A 16,765-nucleotide genomic window follows, 5' to 3' on the forward strand; every position below is an offset into this window, starting at 1 on the left:
TTCGAACGGTGGCGGGGGGTGGCGCCGGGCGAGCGGGCGCGGGTGCTGCGGCGGTTCGCCGCCCTGGTGGACGCGCACCTGGAGGAGTTGGCGCTGCTGGAGGTGCGCAACAGCGGGCACACCATCGGCAACGCCCGCTGGGAGGCCGGCAACGTCCGCGACGTGCTCGACTACTACGCGGGCGCGCCGGAGCGGCTGACCGGCCGGCAGATCCCGGTGCCCGGCGGGCTGGACGTCACCTTCCACGAGCCGCTCGGCGTGGTCGGGGTGATCGTGCCGTGGAACTTCCCGATGCCGATCGCCGCCTGGGGGTTCGCCCCGGCGCTGGCCGCCGGCAACACGGTCGTGCTCAAGCCGGCCGAGCTGACCCCGCTGACCGCGCTGCGCCTGGCCGAGCTGGGGCGCGACGCGGGCCTGCCCGAGGGCGTGTTCACCGTCCTGCCGGGCCGGGGCGACGTGGTGGGGGAGCGGTTCGTCACCCATCCGGCCGTACGCAAGGTCTGCTTCACCGGGTCCACCGAGGTCGGCACCCGGATCATGGCCGGCTGCGCCGCCCAGGTGAAGCGGGTCACCCTGGAGCTGGGCGGCAAGAGCGCGAACATCGTCTTCGCCGACGCGGACCTGGAGCGGGCGGCGGCCACCGCACCGTACGCGGTCTTCGACAACGCCGGCCAGGACTGCTGCGCCCGGTCGCGGATCCTGGTCCAGCGCCCGGCGTACGACCGGTTCCTGGAGCTGTTGGAGCCGGCCGTGCGGGCGCTGCGGGTGGAGGACCCGGCGCGGGAGACCGCCGAGATGGGCCCGCTGATCTCCGCCGCCCAGCGCGACCGGGTCGCCGGGTACGTCGACGGGGCGCGGGTGGCCTTCACCGGCTCCCGCCCCGACGGCCCCGGCTTCTGGTACGCCCCGACGGTGCTGCTCGCCGACTCCCCGGCCGAGCGGCACTGGCGGGAGGAGATCTTCGGCCCGGTCGTGTCGGTGCTTCCGTTCGACGACGAGGCGGACGCGGTCCGGCTGGCCAACGACACCGAGTACGGCCTGTCCGGCTCGATCTGGACCCGGGACGTGGGCCGGGCGTTGCGGATGGCCCGGGCGGTCGAGTCGGGCAACCTCAGCGTCAACTCGCACTCCTCGGTGCGGTACTGGACCCCGTTCGGCGGGATGAAGCGCTCCGGGCTGGGCCGCGAGCTGGGCCCGGACGCGCTGCACGCCTTCACCGATGTCAAGAACGTGTTCATCAGCACCGAGGAGTGAACGTCATGCAGCAACGACTGGCGGACCGGGTCGCCGTGGTGACCGGGGCGGGCAGCGGGATCGGGCTGGCCACGGCGCGGCGGTTCGCCGCCGAGGGGGCGCGGGTGGTCTGCGTCGACGTCGACGCGGCGGCGGGCGACCGGGCCGCGCAGGAGGTGGGCGGCGAGTTCGTCGCCTGCGACGTGGCCGACGAGGCGGCCGTGCGGGACCTGTTCGACGGGGTGGCGCGGCGGCACGGGCGGGTGGACGTGGCGTTCAACAACGCGGGCATCTCGCCGCCGGACGACGATTCGATCCTGGAGACCGGCCTGGACGCCTGGGAACGGGTGCTGCGGGTCAACACCACCAGCGTCTACCTGTGCTGCAAGTACGCCATTCCGCACATGCGCCAACAGGGCAAGGGCTCGATCATCAACACGGCGTCGTTCGTGGCGCTGATGGGTGCGGCCACGTCGCAGATCGCGTACACGGCCAGCAAGGGCGGGGTGCTGGCGATGACCCGGGAGCTGGGCGTGCAGTTCGCCCGGGAGGGCATCCGGGTGAACGCGCTGTGCCCCGGACCGATCGCCACCCCGCTGCTGATGGAGCTGTTCGCCGCCGACCCGGAGCGGGCCGCCCGCCGCCTCGTGCACGTGCCAATGGGCCGGTTCGGCCAGCCGGAGGAGATCGCCGCGGCGGTCGCCTTCCTGGCCAGCGACGACTCGTCGTTCATGACGGCCGCCCAGTTCGTGGTCGACGGCGGGATCACCGGCGCGTACGTGACCCCGCTGTGAGGCGGGGCGGGGCCGGGGCCGGTCCGCGCCCGGCCCGTCGGGTGTCCCGCCTGGCGGTAACGGGCATCCCACTTTTCGGTAGGCGGTGCCAGGATGGGGGCATGAAGGTTCATGAGGCCATCGACGGGCGGCTGCGCGAGTTCATCGAGGAGCAGCCCGTCTTCTTCGTCGCCACCGCGCCCTCCGGGACCGACGGGCACGTCAACGTCTCGCCGAAGGGCATGCGCGGCACCTTCGTCATCCTCGGCCCGCACCGGGTGGCTTGGGTCGACTTCCACGGCAGCGGCGCGGAGACCATCGCCCACCTGCGGCAGAACGGTCGCATCACGCTGATGTTCTGCGCCTTCGCCGGGCCGCCGAACATCGTCCGGCTGCACGGCCGGGGCTCGGCCGTGACGGTGGAGGACGCCGGCTTCGCCGAGCGGCTCGCCGACTTCCCCGACCCGCCGGACCTGCACTCCGCCCGCGCGGTGATCACCGTCGACGTCGACCGGGTCAGCGACTCCTGCGGGTACGCCGTCCCGCTGATGGAGTACCAGGGGGACCGGGACCTGTTGATCCGGGCGCACTCCCGCCGCACTGCCGAAGACCTGGTCACCTACCGGGCCACGAAGAACGCCGCGAGCATCGACGGCCTGCCGGTCTTCTGAGCCCCCGGCGAGGCCCCGCCCGTCCGATCAGGCCGGGACGGCCGGCCGCCGGCGATCCCCAGGTCAGACGCAGGTAGCCAGCGCATGACGGCGGTGACGCGTTACGTTGCTGGTCCGTCTGGGTACAAGGCGGGGCACGACGGCGATCATGCGTTGTCGGGGGTGACGGCCGGTGCGGGAGGGTGCATGAGCTCGGCCCAGGGGGGCGACGACGGGCAGCATCCGTCCGCCGGGACCGTCGAGGAGGCGTTCCCGCCGCTGCTCACCGCCGCGTGCGCCACCGGTGGCGAGATGGGGAAGCGGCTGCTCCGCTTCGACTGGGCGTCCAGTCCGCTCGGCTTCCCGTCCGGCTGGCCGCCGGCGCTCTGCCACGCGGTCGCCATGATGCTGTCCTCCCGGGCGCAGATCGTCATGTTCTGGGGCCCCGATCACCGTGCCTTCTACAACGACGCCTACCTGCCGACCATCGGCGCCAAGCACCCCCACGCCATCGGCCAGCCCGCCATGGAGCACTGGGTGGAGACCTGGGACGTGGTCGGGCCCCTGCTGGACTCGGTCCGCAAGACCGGCGAGCCGTACCGGGGCGAGAACCATCCCTTCGTGCTGCACCGGCACGGCTTTCTCGAAGAGGTCTACTTCGACGTCTCGTACGACCCGATCCGCGCCGCCGATGGTGGCATCGACGGGGTTCTCTGCATCGTCAACGAGACCACCGGTTGGGTGCTCGGCGAACGCCGGCTGCGCGCCCTGGCCGAACTGGGCTCCGACCTGGCGGAGGCGGAGAACGTCGCGGCGCTGGGACGGGCCGCCGCCCTGGTGCTCGACCGGCACCGGGCGGACGTCCCGTTCGGCCTGGTCTACCTGCGTGACGACGCCGGGCGGCTCACCCTCGCCGGGCGCAGCGGCCCCGGCGCCGACGACGCCGCAGCCGGGCCGGTCGAGCCGCTGCCGTTCCGCGACGCGGCGACGGCCGCGGTGAGCCGGGTCGCCGACGGCGGGTGCGCCACCACGATCGACGTCGTCGACCTGCTGCCGCAGGTCGACGCCGGCACCGCCGCGCAGGCGCTGGTGCTGCCGGTCACCGCGACCCACGAGCCTGTGGGGGCGCTCGTCGTGGGCGTCTCGGCCCGGCTGCCGCTCACCGGCGAGTACCGCACCTTCTTCGACCTGATCGCCGCCCAGCTCTCCCGCGCTGTCGGCCGGCAGCGGGCGTACGAGCAGGAACGGGCCCGGGTGGCCGAGTTGGCCGCGCTCGATCGGGCCAAGACGAGCTTCTTCGCCAACGTCAGCCACGAGTTCCGCACCCCGCTGACCCTCGTGCTGGGCCCGCTGGAGGACCTGCTCGCCGACCAGACGCTGCCCGAGGCCCACATCGACCAGCTGACCGTGATGCACCGCAACGCGCTGCGCCTGCTCAAGCTGGTCAACACCGTGCTCGACTTCTCCCGCCTGGAGTCCGGCCGGCTGGCCGCCCACTACCAGCCCACCGACCTCGCCGACTACACCGCCCGGCTGGCCAGCACCTTCCGCTCGGCCACCGAACGCGTCGGCCTGCGCCTGGCCGTCGACTGCCCGCCGCTGCCCGCGCCGGTCTTCGTCGACCGGGACATGTGGGAGAAGATCGTGCTCAACCTCGTCGCCAACGCGGTGAAGTTCACCTTCGACGGCGAGGTCCGGGTCCGGATCCGGGCGGTGAACGGCGCGGCCCGGCTGGAGGTCGCCGACACCGGCGTCGGTATCGCCCCGGAGGAACTGCCGCACGTCTTCGAGCGGTTCCACCGGATCCCCGGCGTCCGCTCCCGCACCCACGAGGGCACCGGGATCGGGTTGGCGCTGGTCCGGGAGCTGGTGGAGATGCACGCCGGTCGGGCCGAGGTGCGCAGCGTCGTCGACGGGGGCAGCACGTTCACCGTGACCGTGCAGTTCGGCTCCGCACACCTGCCCGCCGACCGGGTGGCGGCCGACGCCCCGGACGCGCCGCCGGAGCTGGGGCAGGCGCGGCTCTTCGCGGCCGAGACCGCGCGGTGGACCGGCGCGCCGGCCACCGCGTCGGCCGTGTCACCCGGTGTCGGGGACCGGGCCGCGGCGGGCCGCATCCTGCTCGCCGACGACAACGCCGACCTGCGCGAACACGTCGCCCGGCTGCTCTGCCCGTCGTGGGAGGTGGTGGCCGTGCCGGACGGCGTCGAGGCGCTGCGCCGGGCCGTGGAGACCCCGTTCGACCTGGTGCTGACCGACGTGATGATGCCCCGGCTCGACGGCTTCGGCCTGGTCACCGCGCTGCGCGCGGACCCGCGTACCCGGCACGTGCCGATCGTGCTGCTCTCCGCCCGGGCCGGTTCGGCGGAGGCCGTCGCCGGCCTCGCCGTCGGCGCGGACGACTACCTCACCAAGCCGTTCTCAAGCCAGGAGCTGATCGCCCGGGTCCGGGCCAACGTCGAGCTGGGCCAGCTACGGGGGCAGATCATCCGGCGGCTGCGCGCGCTGGCCGACGCCGCCGTAGCGGTGAACACCGCCCGCACCACCGCCGAGGTGCTCCAGGTGGCCGCCCGGCACGCGGTCGGCCTCGCCGAGGCGGCCCGGGTGGTGGTCACCGCCACCGGGGCCCGGTACGAGGCGGCCGGCGGCGGGACGGCCGCCGTCGAGCCGTCTGTCGTGCTGCCGCTGACCGGCAGCGCCGCGGAACAGCTCGGCGAGCTGCGGATCTGGGGCGACGCCCAGGACGCCACCGACCCCGGCCACGCCGCGCTGACCCAGCTCGCCCGGCTGGTCGGAGTGCGGCTGGAGAACGCCCAGCTCTACGAGGCCGAGCACCGCATCGCCACCACCCTCCAGCACAGCCTGCTGCCCCGGTCGCTGCCCCGGCTGCCCGGCGCGGTGGTGGCCAGCCGTTACCTACCCGGCAGCGCCGACGTCGAGGTCGGTGGCGACTGGTACGACGTGATCCGGCTCGACGGCGACGAGCTGGTCCTGGTCATCGGCGACGTGGTCGGCAAGGGTGTGCGGGCCGCCGCCTCGATGGGGCAGCTCCGCAACGCGCTGCGGGCGTACGTGCTGGAGGGCTACGACCCGGGCGAGTCGCTGACCCGGCTCAACCGGCTGGTCGGCTCGGCGGAGCAGCCGTCGTTCGCGACCGTGGTCTGCCTCTGGTTCTCGCCCCGCACCGGCCGGCTGCGCTACGCCAGCGCCGGGCATCCGTCCCCCCTGCTGATCCGAGGAGACGACGTGGCGTTCCTGCACGACCGCGCGCTCGGTCCACCGGTGGGCGCGATCCCCGGCGCGTCGTACCGGACGGTGGACGACGAGCTGTGCCCCGGGGCCCGGCTGCTGCTCTACACCGACGGGCTGATCGAGGACCGCCAGCTCGGCCTCGACGCGGCCCTCGCGCAGCTACGCGCGGACGCAGCCGGCGGCGAGCACGTCGCCGACCTGGTCGACGCGGTCGTGGAGCGGGTCGCCACGCGACCCCGCCGCGACGACGTGGCGGTGCTCGCGCTGGAGGCGACCGAGCCGAACCGGTTCGCGCTGCGGCTGCCCGCCGACCCGACCCGGCTGAGCGTGCTGCGCAGCCGACTGGAGGACTTCCTCACCGCCCACCGGGTCGGCGAGACCGACCTGTTCGACCTCACCGTGGCGGTCTCCGAGGCCGCCGCGAACGCCATCGAGCACCCGGTCTCCCCGGCCGAGCCGACCATCGGGGTGGAGGTGACCCTCGTCGACGGCACGGTGGTGGCCACGGTCCGGGACAGCGGGCAGTGGCGGGAGTCGACCGGCGCGGGCTTCCGCGGGCGCGGGCTGGCGTTGATCAGGGCGCTGGGCGAGCTGACGGTCAGCCGTACCGCCGAGGGCACCGAGGTGACGCTGCGCCGGCGGCTACGGGGTTGAGCGCTAGGCGGGGGCCACCCAGCCGCCGGCCAGCCCACCGACGTCGGCGGGCACCGGGCCGCAGCGTCCGGCGCCGGGCCGGCGATAGGCTTGTGCCATGACCGTCCGTGCGCCGCTGACCCCCGGCACGCTCTCCCCGATGCGACCGGTGCCGGGTCACATCGTCCGACCGGAGTACGTGGGCAAGAAGAGTCCCCAGGCATGGCGTGGCTCGCACGTGCAGACCCCGGAGACCATCGCGCGGATGCGGGTCGCCGGCCGGCTCGCCGCCCAGGCCACGCAGCTCGCCGGGGAGCACTGCAAGCCCGGGGTGAGCACCGACGAGATCGACCGGGTGGTGCACGAGTTCCTCTGCGACCACGGGGCCTATCCGTCGACGCTGGGCTACAAGGGCTTCCCGAAGTCCTGCTGCACCAGCCTCAACGAGGTCATCTGCCACGGCATCCCGGACTCGACGGTGCTCCAGGACGGCGACATCGTCAACGTCGACGTGACCGCGTACATCGGTGGGGTGCACGGCGACACCGACGCCACCTTCTGCGTCGGCGAGGTCAGCGAGGAGGCCCGGCTGCTGGTCGAGCGGACCCACGAGGCGATGCTGCGGGGGATCAAGGCGGTCGCTCCGGGCCGGCAGATCAACGTGATCGGCCGGGTCATCGAGTCGTACGCCAAGCGGTTCGGCTACGGCGTGGTCCGCGACTTCACCGGCCACGGCATCGGAGAGGCCTTCCACAGCGGCCTCTACGTGCCGCACTACGACAGCCCCCGGCCCACAGACGTGATGGAGCCGGGGATGACCTTCACCATCGAGCCGATGATCACCCTCGGCACCCACCAGTACGACATGTGGGACGACGGCTGGACGGTCGTCACGAAGGACCGGAGGTGGACCGCGCAGTTCGAGCACACGATCCTCGTGACCGAGGACGGCCACGAGATCCTGACCCTGCCGTGACCGACACCCCGGCCGCGCTACACGAGGGGCACCACGCGGACGTGTCCGGCGGCTGGCTGCGGCCGGCCGTGTTCGGCGCGATGGACGGCCTGGTCACCAACATCGCCCTGATCGCGGGCGTCGGCGGCGGCGGGGTGTCGCCGCACAGCATCGTGCTCACCGGCGTCGCCGGCCTGGTCGCCGGCGCGATCTCGATGGGCCTCGGCGAGTACACCAGCGTCCGGTCGGCCAACGAGCAGGTCGCCGCCGAGGTGGCCAAGGAACGCCGCGAGCTGGAACGGCACCCGGAGGCGGAGGCCCGTGAGCTGGCCGACGCCTGGGTGGCCCGGGGCCTGCCCCGCGACCTCGCCATGCAGGTCGCCGAGGCGGTGCGGGCCAACCCGGAGGAGGCGCTGCGGGTGCACGTCCGGGAGGAGTTGGGCGTCGACCCGGACGACCAGCCGAGCCCGTGGGTGGCGGCGATCTCGTCGTTCCTGTTCTTCTCGGCCGGCGCGCTGATCCCGCTGCTGACCTACCTGCTCGGCGCCACCAGCCTGTGGCTGGCGTTGGCCGTCGGCGGGGTCGGGCTCTTCGCGGCCGGGGCGATCGTGGCCCGGTTCACCAACCGCGCCTGGTGGAGCAGCGGCCTGCGGCAGCTCCTGCTCGGCGTGGCGGCGGCAGCCGCGACGTACCTGGTCGGCACGTTGATCGGCGTCCAGGGCGGCCTGTAAGGGCCCCCTGTTAACGCCTGCGGTAGAGGAGGGCTCCCCTCTCACCACCCGCCACGCGGGCGCGCCGGGCGGCACGGAATGGGGGGCGAGGCGGGCCGGAGGCGCCGCGCGGGTCAGCCGGCGACCGGCCGCCGGGCGGGCCGCCGCGGCGCGGGCTCCACCCTAGTCACCCGGCGGCGGGGCCGCCCGGTCCGCCGCGCCCGGCCGGCACCAGCCGGAAGACGCGGATGTTTCGCCCGCCGGCCCGTTCGACGTACGTCTGGTACGCCGGCCACTCGGCGACCAACAGTTCCCAGAGCCGGTCGCGTTCCGCGCCGATGGCCACCTCGGCCCGTACCGCCACCCGCCGGCCCCGCACGTCGACCTGGGCGGTCGGGTTGGCCAGCAGGTTCAGCGCCCAGGCGGGTTGGTGCTGCTGCCCCCAGTTGGAGCCGACCACCACGTAGGCGTCGCCGTCGGGAACGTACAGCAGGGGGTTGCTGCGCGGCAGGCCAGAGCGGCGCCCGGTGGTGGTGATGACCAGCGAGGGGACCAGGCCGAGCGCGACCACCCATCCCCGGGTCAGCCGGCCGACCGCCCGGTCCACCGGGACGAGCAGCCGGATCGTGGCGGCGAACCACCGGTGGTGGCCGAGGCGGCGGGTGAGGGTACCGATTGCGGACACGATCGTCAGTGTGCCGCCTGCGGCCGGCGGGTGGCGCCCCGGTCGGCTGTCAGTCGAGGCGGCGTTCGACCGCCAGCCGGGACCGGGTGAACAGGGCCGCGCCGAGCATCGCCACCAGCGGAACCACCACCAGCACGCCCAGGGTGAGCCAGGGGACCACGATCGGGTACGGCTCCGGCTGCGGCCAAACCGTGGCGTAGCGGCGGTTCAGGGCGACCATGATGATCGCGGCGGTGCCCAGCCCGACGACGATGCCCAGCGCCGAGCCGAGCACGGCGATCACCCCGGCCTGGCACAGCGAGAGCACCCGGCGCATCCGGGGACTGGCGCCCACGGCGCCCAGGGTGGACAGGTCCGTCCGCCCCTCGGCGGCGGCGAGGCCGGTGGCGACAGCCGCCGCGCCCACCGTGATCAGACCGGAGCCGATGGCCAGCAGTAGCAGCAGGGGACGCTGGTCGTTGCCCCAGTCCCCCCGTTCGACGATCACGTCGAGCGGGCCGAGCCGGCGCAGCTCGACGTCGAAGCGGTCCTGCTGGGTGTTGGTCGGGGCGGCGGCGGTGGCCACCACGTACCCGAGTTGCCGGGAGGCGAGGCCGAGCCGGGCGGCGGCGGCGTGGGACACCACCAAGCGGTCCTCGAAGCCGCTGTGCAGGGCGTACCCGGGGACGGTGGCGGTCCCGACGGCCACGGGCTCCGAGTCGGTTCCGGCCCGGGTCGCCGTTAGGGTGAGTCGGCCGGCGAGGAGGTACCGCCCGTCGGTCACCACCGCGCCGCCGGCCGCCAGCACCCGCCGGGCGGCGGCCGCCTGCTCGGGGCTGGCCCCGAGCAGCGCCGCCAGCGCGTCGCCGTCGTCGACCGAGACGGGCAGGAAGTAGCCCGTGGCGTATCCGTTCTCCGCCCGCCCGCCGCATCGCGGGTCGCTGCGGGCGCGTGCCCGCACGTCCGCGTCGTGCGACTGTTCCACCTGGTACGGGCAGGCCTGCGCGGGCGGCAGCTCCGCCCGGATGTCGCACCAGTCGCCGTCGTCGGCCGGCGTGGGGCAGGTGGGGATGTCGATCCGGGCCACCGTGCTCCCCGGCATCGTCGCGGCGGCCACCTCGGCGATCCGGGGCACCGGCGGCAGCGCCGTCTCCCCATGGCCGACGACCATGGCGTGCCCGTACGGCATGCCCGGCTGGTAGCTGGCGCGGGTGCGGGCGCTGTCGCCGGTTACGTAGACGCCGAGGGCGACGCTGCCGGCGACCGCGGCCATCACCGCGGAGATGGCCGGGGCCGCCGAGGAACGGTTGCGGCTGGCGTCCCGCAGCGCGATCCGAGGTGCCAGCGGGAGCCACCGGCCGGCCCGGGCGAGCAACCCGACCAGCGTCGGGGTGACGAAGACCAGCCCGAGCTCGCCGACGACCAGGCCGGCGAAGAGCACGGTCGTGGTGGTCCGCGCGGCCCCGAGCGTGGCGACCGCCACGCCGACCGTGGCCAGCAGCACGCCGATCAGCAGCCAGCGCCGCCGGTGCTCCGGTGGGGTCCGCCGCCCGGCCAGCCCCGCCACCACGTCCTGTCGCGCGGCGGTCCAGGCCGGTGCCAGGGCCGCGAGCACCCCGGCCAGCACCGCGACCGCCGCGATCGCCGCCAGCGCGGTCGGGAAGACACGGTACGCCCCGAAGCGCGCCCCGAAGACGTGCTCCTCGACGAGCGGGCGGGCCGCGAACGCGGCGGCGACGCCCAGCGCCAGGCCGGCGGCGGCCCCCGCGAAGCCCAGCACCACCCCGTCGGCGAGCACGATGCGGCGCAGGTGCGCGGCGTCGCCGCCGGCCACCGCGACCAGTGCGAGGTCGCGGCGTCGCCGCCGCACCCCGACGGCGAACGCCGGCCCGACCAGCAGCACGACCTCAAGCAGGCCCAGCCCGCCCACCAGCAGCGTGTTGGTGGTTTCCTCGACGCTGAGCGCGGCGCTCAGCGTCTCGGGATCGGCCGCTGGGTCCAGCACCGGGGCACGGGCGACCACCACGATCCCGCGCGCGTTGAGCCGTTCCGTCAGCCCGGGATCGGCATCGCCCGGCAGGTCGACGAGCCAGCTCGTCTCACCCTGCGGCCCGGCCGATGGCTGGGCCGCAGGGTGCAGCGCCACGGTGGGGCTCAGGTCGTCGGGGAACTCCACGACCCCGACCACGGTCCGCTCGGCCGACCCGTCGGCCGGTGCGATCCGGTCACCGAGCCCCACGTGCAGCCGGCGCAGCGCCGCGTGGTTGAGCCCGACCTCGTCGGGGCCGGTCGGCGGACGGCCGGCGAGGACCCGGCCCTGCCTTCGCAGCACCGGGTTGGTCAGGTCCAGCAGCCGCCCGCTGACCGTCTCGCGCTTGCCCCTGACCCGGACCTCGAACGGCACCCACCAGTGGACCTCGCCGACGCGACTGCCGGCCGGCAGCAGGGCGGTCAGCTCGCCGGCGGTGACCGGACGGGTCCGCTCCGGGACGCCGTCGCGGGCGTCCGAGGTGTCGCCCCAGGCGTCCTGCGTCACCGGGCCCTCGGCCGCCCAGCGCAGCTCCGCGTCGGCGGTCCCGAGCCGCCGGTCGATCCGCTCGGCCCGGCTCAGCTCCGCCATGTCGTAGCTGACTGCGGAGAAGGCGAGTCCCAGCACCGGAAGGGTGATCATGGCGAGCACCAACGCGGTCCGCCCCCGGGCGCGCAGTGCCTCCCGCCGGGCGATCCGCAGTGCCGCCCGCCAGGTGCGCAGCGCCGCCAGGAACCGCCGGTCGCGGGCGGGCCGAGCAGGCGGCCGGCCATGGGGGCCGCCGGGTCCGGCGGGGGCGGCGGCCGGGTGCGGGCCCCCCGCCGGCGGGGCGGCGCGGCGCTCGGTGCTCACCGTTCGCTGCCGGCCAGGAGCTGTTCGACGCCGCCCAGCGGGGGCGTCGAGTCCACCATGACCCCGTCCCGCAGGAACACCACCCGGTCGGCCCAGCCGGCGTGCCGGGCCTCGTGGGTGACCAGGACGGCGGCGGCGCCCGCGTCGACCCGGCGGCGCAGCAGGCGCAGCACCGCCTCGCCGGTCTGTGAGTCCAGCGCGCCGGTCGGCTCGTCGGCCAGCACGAGCCGCCGCTCGCCGACCAGGGCCCGGGCGATGGCCACCCGCTGCTGCTGCCCTCCGGAGAGCTGGTCGGGGAAGCGGTCGCCCAGCTCGGCGAGGCCCACCTCGGTGAGCGCGGCCTGGGCCGCCCGCCGGGCCTGGCGTACGCCGACGCCGTCCAGTTCGAGGGGGAGCGCGACGTTCTCGGCGGCGGTGAGGCTGCCCAGCAGGTTCAGGGCCTGGAAGATGTAGCCGATCCGCCGGCGGCGCAGCCGGGCCAGCGCGCGCCGGTCCAGCGCGCCGAGCGCCTGCCCCTCGACGCGGACCTCGCCGGCGGTCGGGCCGTCCAGCCCGCCGGCGAGGGCGAGCAGGGTGGACTTGCCGGAGCCGGAGGGCCCCATCACCGCGATCAGCTCGCCGGGGGCGACGGTGAGGCTCACCCCGCGCAGGGCGTGTACGGCCGCCTCGCCGCTGCCGTGGGTACGGTGCACGTCGCGGACGTCGAGCACGGCCGTTTCCGCCGTGCCGGAACCGGGCGTGCCCGAACCGGTGGCGTCGGAGCCGGGGGCGTCGGGCCCACGAAGCGGGTCGGTCGGGTCGGGTCGGGTCGTCGGCGCGCCGCCCGTCCCGCTCATCGCCGCGCCTCCTCGCCGTCTCGGTCGGCCTCGGCCTCCGCCGCGTGCCCCGGACCGGCCCGTCCGCCGGGCCCCGGGGTGGGCCGGTGCCGCACCAGGCTCGTCTCGCAATGGTCCAGCCAGCGGATCTCCGCCTCGGCCTGGAACACCATCGCGTCCAGCACCAGCCGCCAGGGCAGGTCCTCGGGACGGTCGCTGGCGTACTTCAACCGCGTCAACTCCTGCAACGCCCGCATGGTGGCGGTGCGCTGGGTCTGCACCACGGCCCGCACGTCCACCCCGGGGGTGGTCAGGGCCAGGGCCAGCTTGATCGCCAGCTCGTCGCGGGGGCGGTCGGTGCGGCTGATCGGGGTCGCGAACCACAGCGCGAGGTCCGCCCGTCCGGCGTCGGTGATCTCGTACGGCCGCTGCCCCGCCTCGCTCTCCGGCAGCGGGCGGACCAGTCCGTCCCGCTCCAACCGGGACAGGGTGGTGTAGACCTGCCCGATGTTCAGCGGCCAGGTCGAGCCGGTCGACTCCTCGAACGCGGCCCGGAGCTGGTAGCCGTACATCTGGCCGCGTTCGAGGAGCGCGAGCAGGCCGTGACGGATGGACATGGCTCCGAAGTATGCATACCTGGTATGCCATCCGCAATCGCGGGTGCCGCCGAAGCGACCAGCGCAAACGCCCGGGGCCCGGTCAGGCGGTGCGGCCGGGGAAGGCCACGGTGACGGGAGTCACGCCGGCGGTGCGCCGCCACCGCGTGGCCCGCACCGCGCAGTCGGTCAGCGCCGCGAGGGCCCGGTCGCGGTCCGCGCCCGTGGTGTGCGGCAGCGCCACCCTCCAGAAGGCGGCGGTGCGTTCCTCCACCTCCACCGCCAGCCGTAGCGCGCTCGCCGCGTCGGTGACGGGGAACGGCAGCGCGTACCCGGCCTTGTCGGCGGGGACCGCGCTGCCGGCCGCGCTGAGCTGGAGCACCAGCGCGTCGCGCCGGGACCGGTGCGCCGTCTCGGCGCGGCGGGCGGCCGTGCGGGCGGCGTCGGCGAGCCGCACCCCGATCACCCCGTACGCGAAGACCGCCGCGTACTCGGCGGCGAGCGCGCCGGCCAGGGCCTCGGCCGGCCCGGACGGTGCCTGAAGGCGCCTCACCGCAACGCCTCCACGTGGGTCGCCCGGGCGGCGGCGATCGAGCCGACCAGGGCCGCCCGATCGGCCGGGGCCTCGGCGCAGAGCGTCGCGGCCGACTCGCGCCCGCGCTGCTCGGCCTCGCGCAGCGCGGCCAGCACCGCCGAGCGGTCGCCGGTGGCGTCCGGGGAGGGCTCCGGCGAGGGCGCCGGTCGGCCCGTCAGCTTCGCCAGCTCGCCGGCGTGCGCTTCGTGGGCGTCCGCGATCGGGGTGAGCAGCGGCGCCAGGCCCGGGTCTGCGGCCAGGGCGGCGCGGTGCCGGGCGGCCAGCTCGCGAGCCTGCGCCGCGAGGGGTTCGAGCGGGTCGGGCACCCGGTCCCGCTCGTCGCCGCGGTCGAAGAGATCACAGCCGGTCAGCGGCGCGACGGTGCCGCCGAGCGCCAGGAGCGCGCTCGCGCGCAAGATGTTTCGCCGGGAATGCCCGAGTGCCCGATCGCGTTGTGTCGTTCTGCCCCTCGCCACCGGACAAGTCAACACCATCGGAGCGGATATGTGGGCCAAGGGCGTCGGTGCGCCGCCCGGCCCGCCGTGACGCGGTCGCGTTACGCTCTGCGCAGCCACCGGCGCGTCCGCCCCGGTGGCGTGCCGGCATGGCGTCCCGACCGGGCGTCGTCGTTCATGAAGGGGTGCGCCAGATGACGCAGCGTGGCCGTGCCACCAGGTCGACGGGGCCGACGGGGAGACCCCGACGCGCCGACGGCCCCCGGGGCGGTGACCGCGTCGGCGGCCCCCGGGTGGACCTCGCCGCACGGCGGGCCCGGTTGCACGCGGTGATCGAGCCGGTGGTCAACGCGGCCGGGTACGACCTGGAGGACGTCTCCGTCTCCCGGGCCGGCCGCCGGCACGTGGTGCGGGTGATCGTCGACGCCGACGGCGGGATCAACCTGGACGCCGTCGCCGATGTGTCCCGGGCCGTCTCCGCCGCGCTCGACGCGGCCGAGGAGGCCGGCGGCGACATCCTCGCCGGCGAGTACCAGCTCGAGGTCAGCTCCCCTGGGGTGGACCGTCCGCTCACCCTGCCCCGGCACTGGCGGCGCAACGTCGGCCGGCTGGTGAAGGTGACCGCCCGCGCCGGGGACCGGCAGCCCACCGGCGACCGGCAGGTCACCGGCCGGGTGGTCGAGGCCGACGACGAGCGCGTGGTGCTGGAGACCGACTCCGGCCGCGTGGAGTTCAGCCACGCCGAGCTCGGCCCCGGCCGGGTGCAGGTGGAGTTTCACCGCCTCGACGAGGTGGCCGACGACGAACTCGACGACAGCTCAGACATTGACGACATCGACGACGAAGATGATGTGGAGGACGAGGAGAGGTGAACATCGACCTCGCGGCGCTGCGCGCACTCGAGCGCGAGCGGGAGATCCCGTTCGACACGATCCTTGCGGCGATCGAGACCGCGCTGCTGACCGCCTACCGGCACACCGAAGGGGCCGAATCGCACGCCAGGGTCGAGATCGACCGCAAGAACGGCGCGGCCCTGGTCTACGCGCAGGAGTTGGACGCCGACGGCATGGTGGTGCGGGAGTGGGACGACACCCCGCACGACTTCGGCCGGATCGCGGCCATGACCGCCAAGCAGGTGATCCTCCAGCGCCTGCGGGAGGCCACCGACGAGGTGCACTTCGGCGAGTACGTCGGCCGCGACGGCGACCTGGTCACCGGTGTGGTGCAGGCGCACGAGGCGCGTAGCGAGAAGGGCATCGTCAGCGTCGACCTGGGCAAGCTGGAGGGCGTGCTGCCGCAGTCCGAGCAGGTCCCCGGCGAGCGGTACACCCACGGCGAGCGGATCCGCTGCGTCGTGGTGCACGTCGCCAAGGGCATGCGCGGGCCGCAGATCACCCTCTCCCGTTCCCACCCCGCGCTGGTGAAGAAGCTGTTCGCCCTGGAGGTGCCGGAGATCGCCGACGGCACCGTGGAGATCGGGGCCATCGCCCGGGAGGCCGGCCACCGCACGAAGATCGCGGTGCGTTCCACCGTGCCGGGCGTCAACGCCAAGGGCGCCTGCATCGGCCCGATGGGGCAGCGGGTCCGCGCGGTGATGAGCGAGCTGCACGGCGAGAAGATCGACATCATCGACTGGTCGGACGACCCGGCCACCTTCGTCGGCAACGCGCTCTCGCCGGCCAAGGCCCTGCGGGTCGAGGTGGTCGACCTGGCCACCCGGACCGCCCGGGTCACCGTTCCGGACTTCCAGCTCTCCCTCGCGATCGGCCGGGAGGGGCAGAACGCCCGGCTTGCTGCCCGATTGACCGGTTGGCGGATCGACATCCGGTCGGACGTGGAGCAGGCGACCACGGCTGCGCGGAGCGGGGCTGATCACGTCCGGGAGCCGGGCGGCGCGATCTCGAGCAGCTAGGGGTAGACTTCTTCCAGTGGTACGACGCGCGCTGCCGGAGCGCACCTGTGTGGGTTGCCGGCGACGCGCGCCGGCCAGCGAATTGCTGCGGATCGTCGCGATCGGCGACGAGGCTGGTCACAGTCTTCGGCCCGATCCGGCCCGCAGGCTGCCGGGTCGGGGAGCGAACATGCACCCGGATCCGGCCTGCTTCGCGCTGGCAGTGCGCCGCCGTGCCTTCGGGCGCGCGCTGCGCGTCACCGGGGTCGTCGACCACGGTGTGCTGGCCGAGCACGTCGATGCGCCAACCACTACGTCCGGTCATCCCGATCGGGCGAGGGTCGCTAGCAAGGTAGGACGACCGACATGAGCACACGATGAAGTCCCTGAAATGACCAGGCTTCAAGTGCAGGAGTGAGGTCGCTGCGGGTGCTGCCCGCACGACCTCGGAGTGAGGAGTGCAGTGGCAGGTAAGGCCCGCGTACACGAGCTTGCCAAAGAGCTCGGGGTCGAAAGCAAGACCGTTCTCGCCAAGCTGAAGGAAATGGGCGAGTTCGTGAAGTCCGCGTCCAGCACCGTCGAGGCGCCCGTCGCCCGGCGGCTGCGCAACGCCTTCGTCGCCGGCTCCCCGGCACCGTCCGCACCTTCGGCGGTCACCCAGAGCCCGACGTCGACCCCGACAC

General features: G+C 74.6%; 16 protein-coding genes. 10 read left to right on the top strand and 6 right to left on the bottom strand.

The window, feature by feature from the left end; all coding sequences use genetic code 11:
- From E1258_RS18765 to E1258_RS18790, 6 genes are all read left to right on the top strand, one after another.
- Nucleotides 1–1,254: aldehyde dehydrogenase (locus tag E1258_RS18765; protein ID WP_132402895.1), on the top strand; the 1,254-nt coding region annotated here is incomplete at its 5' end.
- A 5-nt stretch (nt 1,255–1,259) separates the two neighbouring features.
- On the top strand, nt 1,260–2,027 hold the full coding sequence (locus E1258_RS18770; protein ID WP_132402898.1) for a 3-oxoacyl-ACP reductase: 768 nt from the start codon (nt 1,260–1,262) through the stop codon (nt 2,025–2,027).
- Nucleotides 2,028–2,128: 101 nt separating this feature from the next.
- On the top strand, nt 2,129–2,677 hold the full coding sequence (locus tag E1258_RS18775) for a pyridoxamine 5'-phosphate oxidase family protein (RefSeq protein WP_132402901.1): 549 nt from the start codon (nt 2,129–2,131) through the stop codon (nt 2,675–2,677).
- A gap of 186 nt (nt 2,678–2,863) precedes the next feature.
- A complete protein-coding gene (locus E1258_RS18780) occupies nt 2,864–6,562 on the top strand; it encodes a SpoIIE family protein phosphatase (protein WP_132402904.1) in 3,699 nt (1,232 codons plus the stop codon).
- 97 nt (nt 6,563–6,659) lie between these two features.
- On the top strand, nt 6,660–7,517 hold the full coding sequence (gene map / locus E1258_RS18785) for a type I methionyl aminopeptidase (RefSeq protein WP_132402907.1): 858 nt from the start codon (nt 6,660–6,662) through the stop codon (nt 7,515–7,517).
- On the top strand, nt 7,514–8,227 hold the full coding sequence (locus E1258_RS18790) for a VIT1/CCC1 transporter family protein (protein WP_132402910.1): 714 nt from the start codon (nt 7,514–7,516) through the stop codon (nt 8,225–8,227). The genes map and E1258_RS18790 overlap by 4 nt, the downstream gene beginning before the upstream one ends.
- A 166-nt stretch (nt 8,228–8,393) precedes the next feature.
- Here the strand turns inward: E1258_RS18790 and E1258_RS18795 are convergent, their stop codons facing one another.
- The 6 genes from E1258_RS18795 to E1258_RS18820 form a co-directional block, all read right to left on the bottom strand.
- Nucleotides 8,394–8,891 carry a nitroreductase family deazaflavin-dependent oxidoreductase gene (locus E1258_RS18795; protein ID WP_132402912.1) on the bottom strand — a complete coding sequence of 166 codons (498 nt, stop codon included), beginning with the start codon at nt 8,889–8,891 and terminating at the stop codon, nt 8,394–8,396.
- A 49-nt stretch (nt 8,892–8,940) separates the two neighbouring features.
- On the bottom strand, nt 8,941–11,751 hold the full coding sequence (locus E1258_RS18800; RefSeq protein WP_165949830.1) for an ABC transporter permease: 2,811 nt from the start codon (nt 11,749–11,751) through the stop codon (nt 8,941–8,943).
- Nucleotides 11,748–12,587: an ABC transporter ATP-binding protein gene (locus E1258_RS18805; RefSeq protein ID WP_132402914.1), complete on the bottom strand. Its 840-nt coding sequence runs from the start codon at nt 12,585–12,587 to the stop codon at nt 11,748–11,750. Before E1258_RS18805 ends, E1258_RS18800 begins: the two co-directional genes overlap by 4 nt.
- Nucleotides 12,584–13,183 carry a PadR family transcriptional regulator gene (locus E1258_RS18810; RefSeq protein ID WP_132402916.1) on the bottom strand — a complete coding sequence of 200 codons (600 nt, stop codon included), beginning with the start codon at nt 13,181–13,183 and terminating at the stop codon, nt 12,584–12,586. The genes E1258_RS18805 and E1258_RS18810 overlap by 4 nt, the downstream gene beginning before the upstream one ends.
- Before the next feature lie 82 nt (nt 13,184–13,265).
- Nucleotides 13,266–13,715, bottom strand: coding sequence for a ferritin-like domain-containing protein (locus E1258_RS18815; RefSeq protein WP_132402918.1), 450 nt, complete (start codon nt 13,713–13,715; stop codon nt 13,266–13,268).
- On the bottom strand, nt 13,712–14,152 hold the full coding sequence (locus tag E1258_RS18820; RefSeq protein ID WP_371688640.1) for a hypothetical protein: 441 nt from the start codon (nt 14,150–14,152) through the stop codon (nt 13,712–13,714). The genes E1258_RS18815 and E1258_RS18820 overlap by 4 nt, the downstream gene beginning before the upstream one ends.
- A gap of 233 nt (nt 14,153–14,385) precedes the next feature.
- Between E1258_RS18820 and rimP the strand changes: the two genes are divergently transcribed.
- The 4 genes from rimP to E1258_RS18840 all read left to right on the top strand — a co-directional run.
- Nucleotides 14,386–15,063: a ribosome maturation factor RimP gene (gene rimP / locus E1258_RS18825; RefSeq protein ID WP_132402920.1), complete on the top strand. Its 678-nt coding sequence runs from the start codon at nt 14,386–14,388 to the stop codon at nt 15,061–15,063.
- On the top strand, nt 15,060–16,103 hold the full coding sequence (nusA, locus tag E1258_RS18830; RefSeq protein ID WP_132402922.1) for a transcription termination factor NusA: 1,044 nt from the start codon (nt 15,060–15,062) through the stop codon (nt 16,101–16,103). The genes rimP and nusA overlap by 4 nt, the downstream gene beginning before the upstream one ends.
- A 16-nt stretch (nt 16,104–16,119) precedes the next feature.
- Complete coding sequence (locus tag E1258_RS18835; protein WP_007075289.1) at nt 16,120–16,452, top strand: YlxR family protein; 333 nt, start codon at nt 16,120–16,122, stop codon at nt 16,450–16,452.
- 93 nt (nt 16,453–16,545) lie between these two features.
- A partial coding sequence (locus tag E1258_RS18840; protein WP_132402931.1) for a translation initiation factor IF-2 N-terminal domain-containing protein occupies nt 16,546–16,765 on the top strand: 220 nt, incomplete at its 3' end.

Source organism: Micromonospora sp. KC207 (assembly GCF_004348615.1).
GTDB lineage: Bacteria > Actinomycetota > Actinomycetes > Mycobacteriales > Micromonosporaceae > Micromonospora.

What these genes read in the sequence shown, in the direction of transcription:
- E1258_RS18770 (WP_132402898.1), top strand. Translation starts at nt 1,260, where the DNA reads ATGCAGCAACGACTGGCGGACCGGGTCGCCGTGGTGACCGGGGCGGGC.
- E1258_RS18775 (WP_132402901.1), top strand. Translation starts at nt 2,129, where the DNA reads ATGAAGGTTCATGAGGCCATCGACGGGCGGCTGCGCGAGTTCATCGAG.
- E1258_RS18780 (WP_132402904.1), top strand. Translation starts at nt 2,864, where the DNA reads ATGAGCTCGGCCCAGGGGGGCGACGACGGGCAGCATCCGTCCGCCGGG.
- map (WP_132402907.1), top strand. Translation starts at nt 6,660, where the DNA reads ATGACCGTCCGTGCGCCGCTGACCCCCGGCACGCTCTCCCCGATGCGA.
- E1258_RS18805 (WP_132402914.1), bottom strand. Translation starts at nt 12,587, where the DNA reads ATGAGCGGGACGGGCGGCGCGCCGACGACCCGACCCGACCCGACCGAC.
- E1258_RS18810 (WP_132402916.1), bottom strand. Translation starts at nt 13,183, where the DNA reads ATGTCCATCCGTCACGGCCTGCTCGCGCTCCTCGAACGCGGCCAGATG.
- rimP (WP_132402920.1), top strand. Translation starts at nt 14,386, where the DNA reads ATGACGCAGCGTGGCCGTGCCACCAGGTCGACGGGGCCGACGGGGAGA.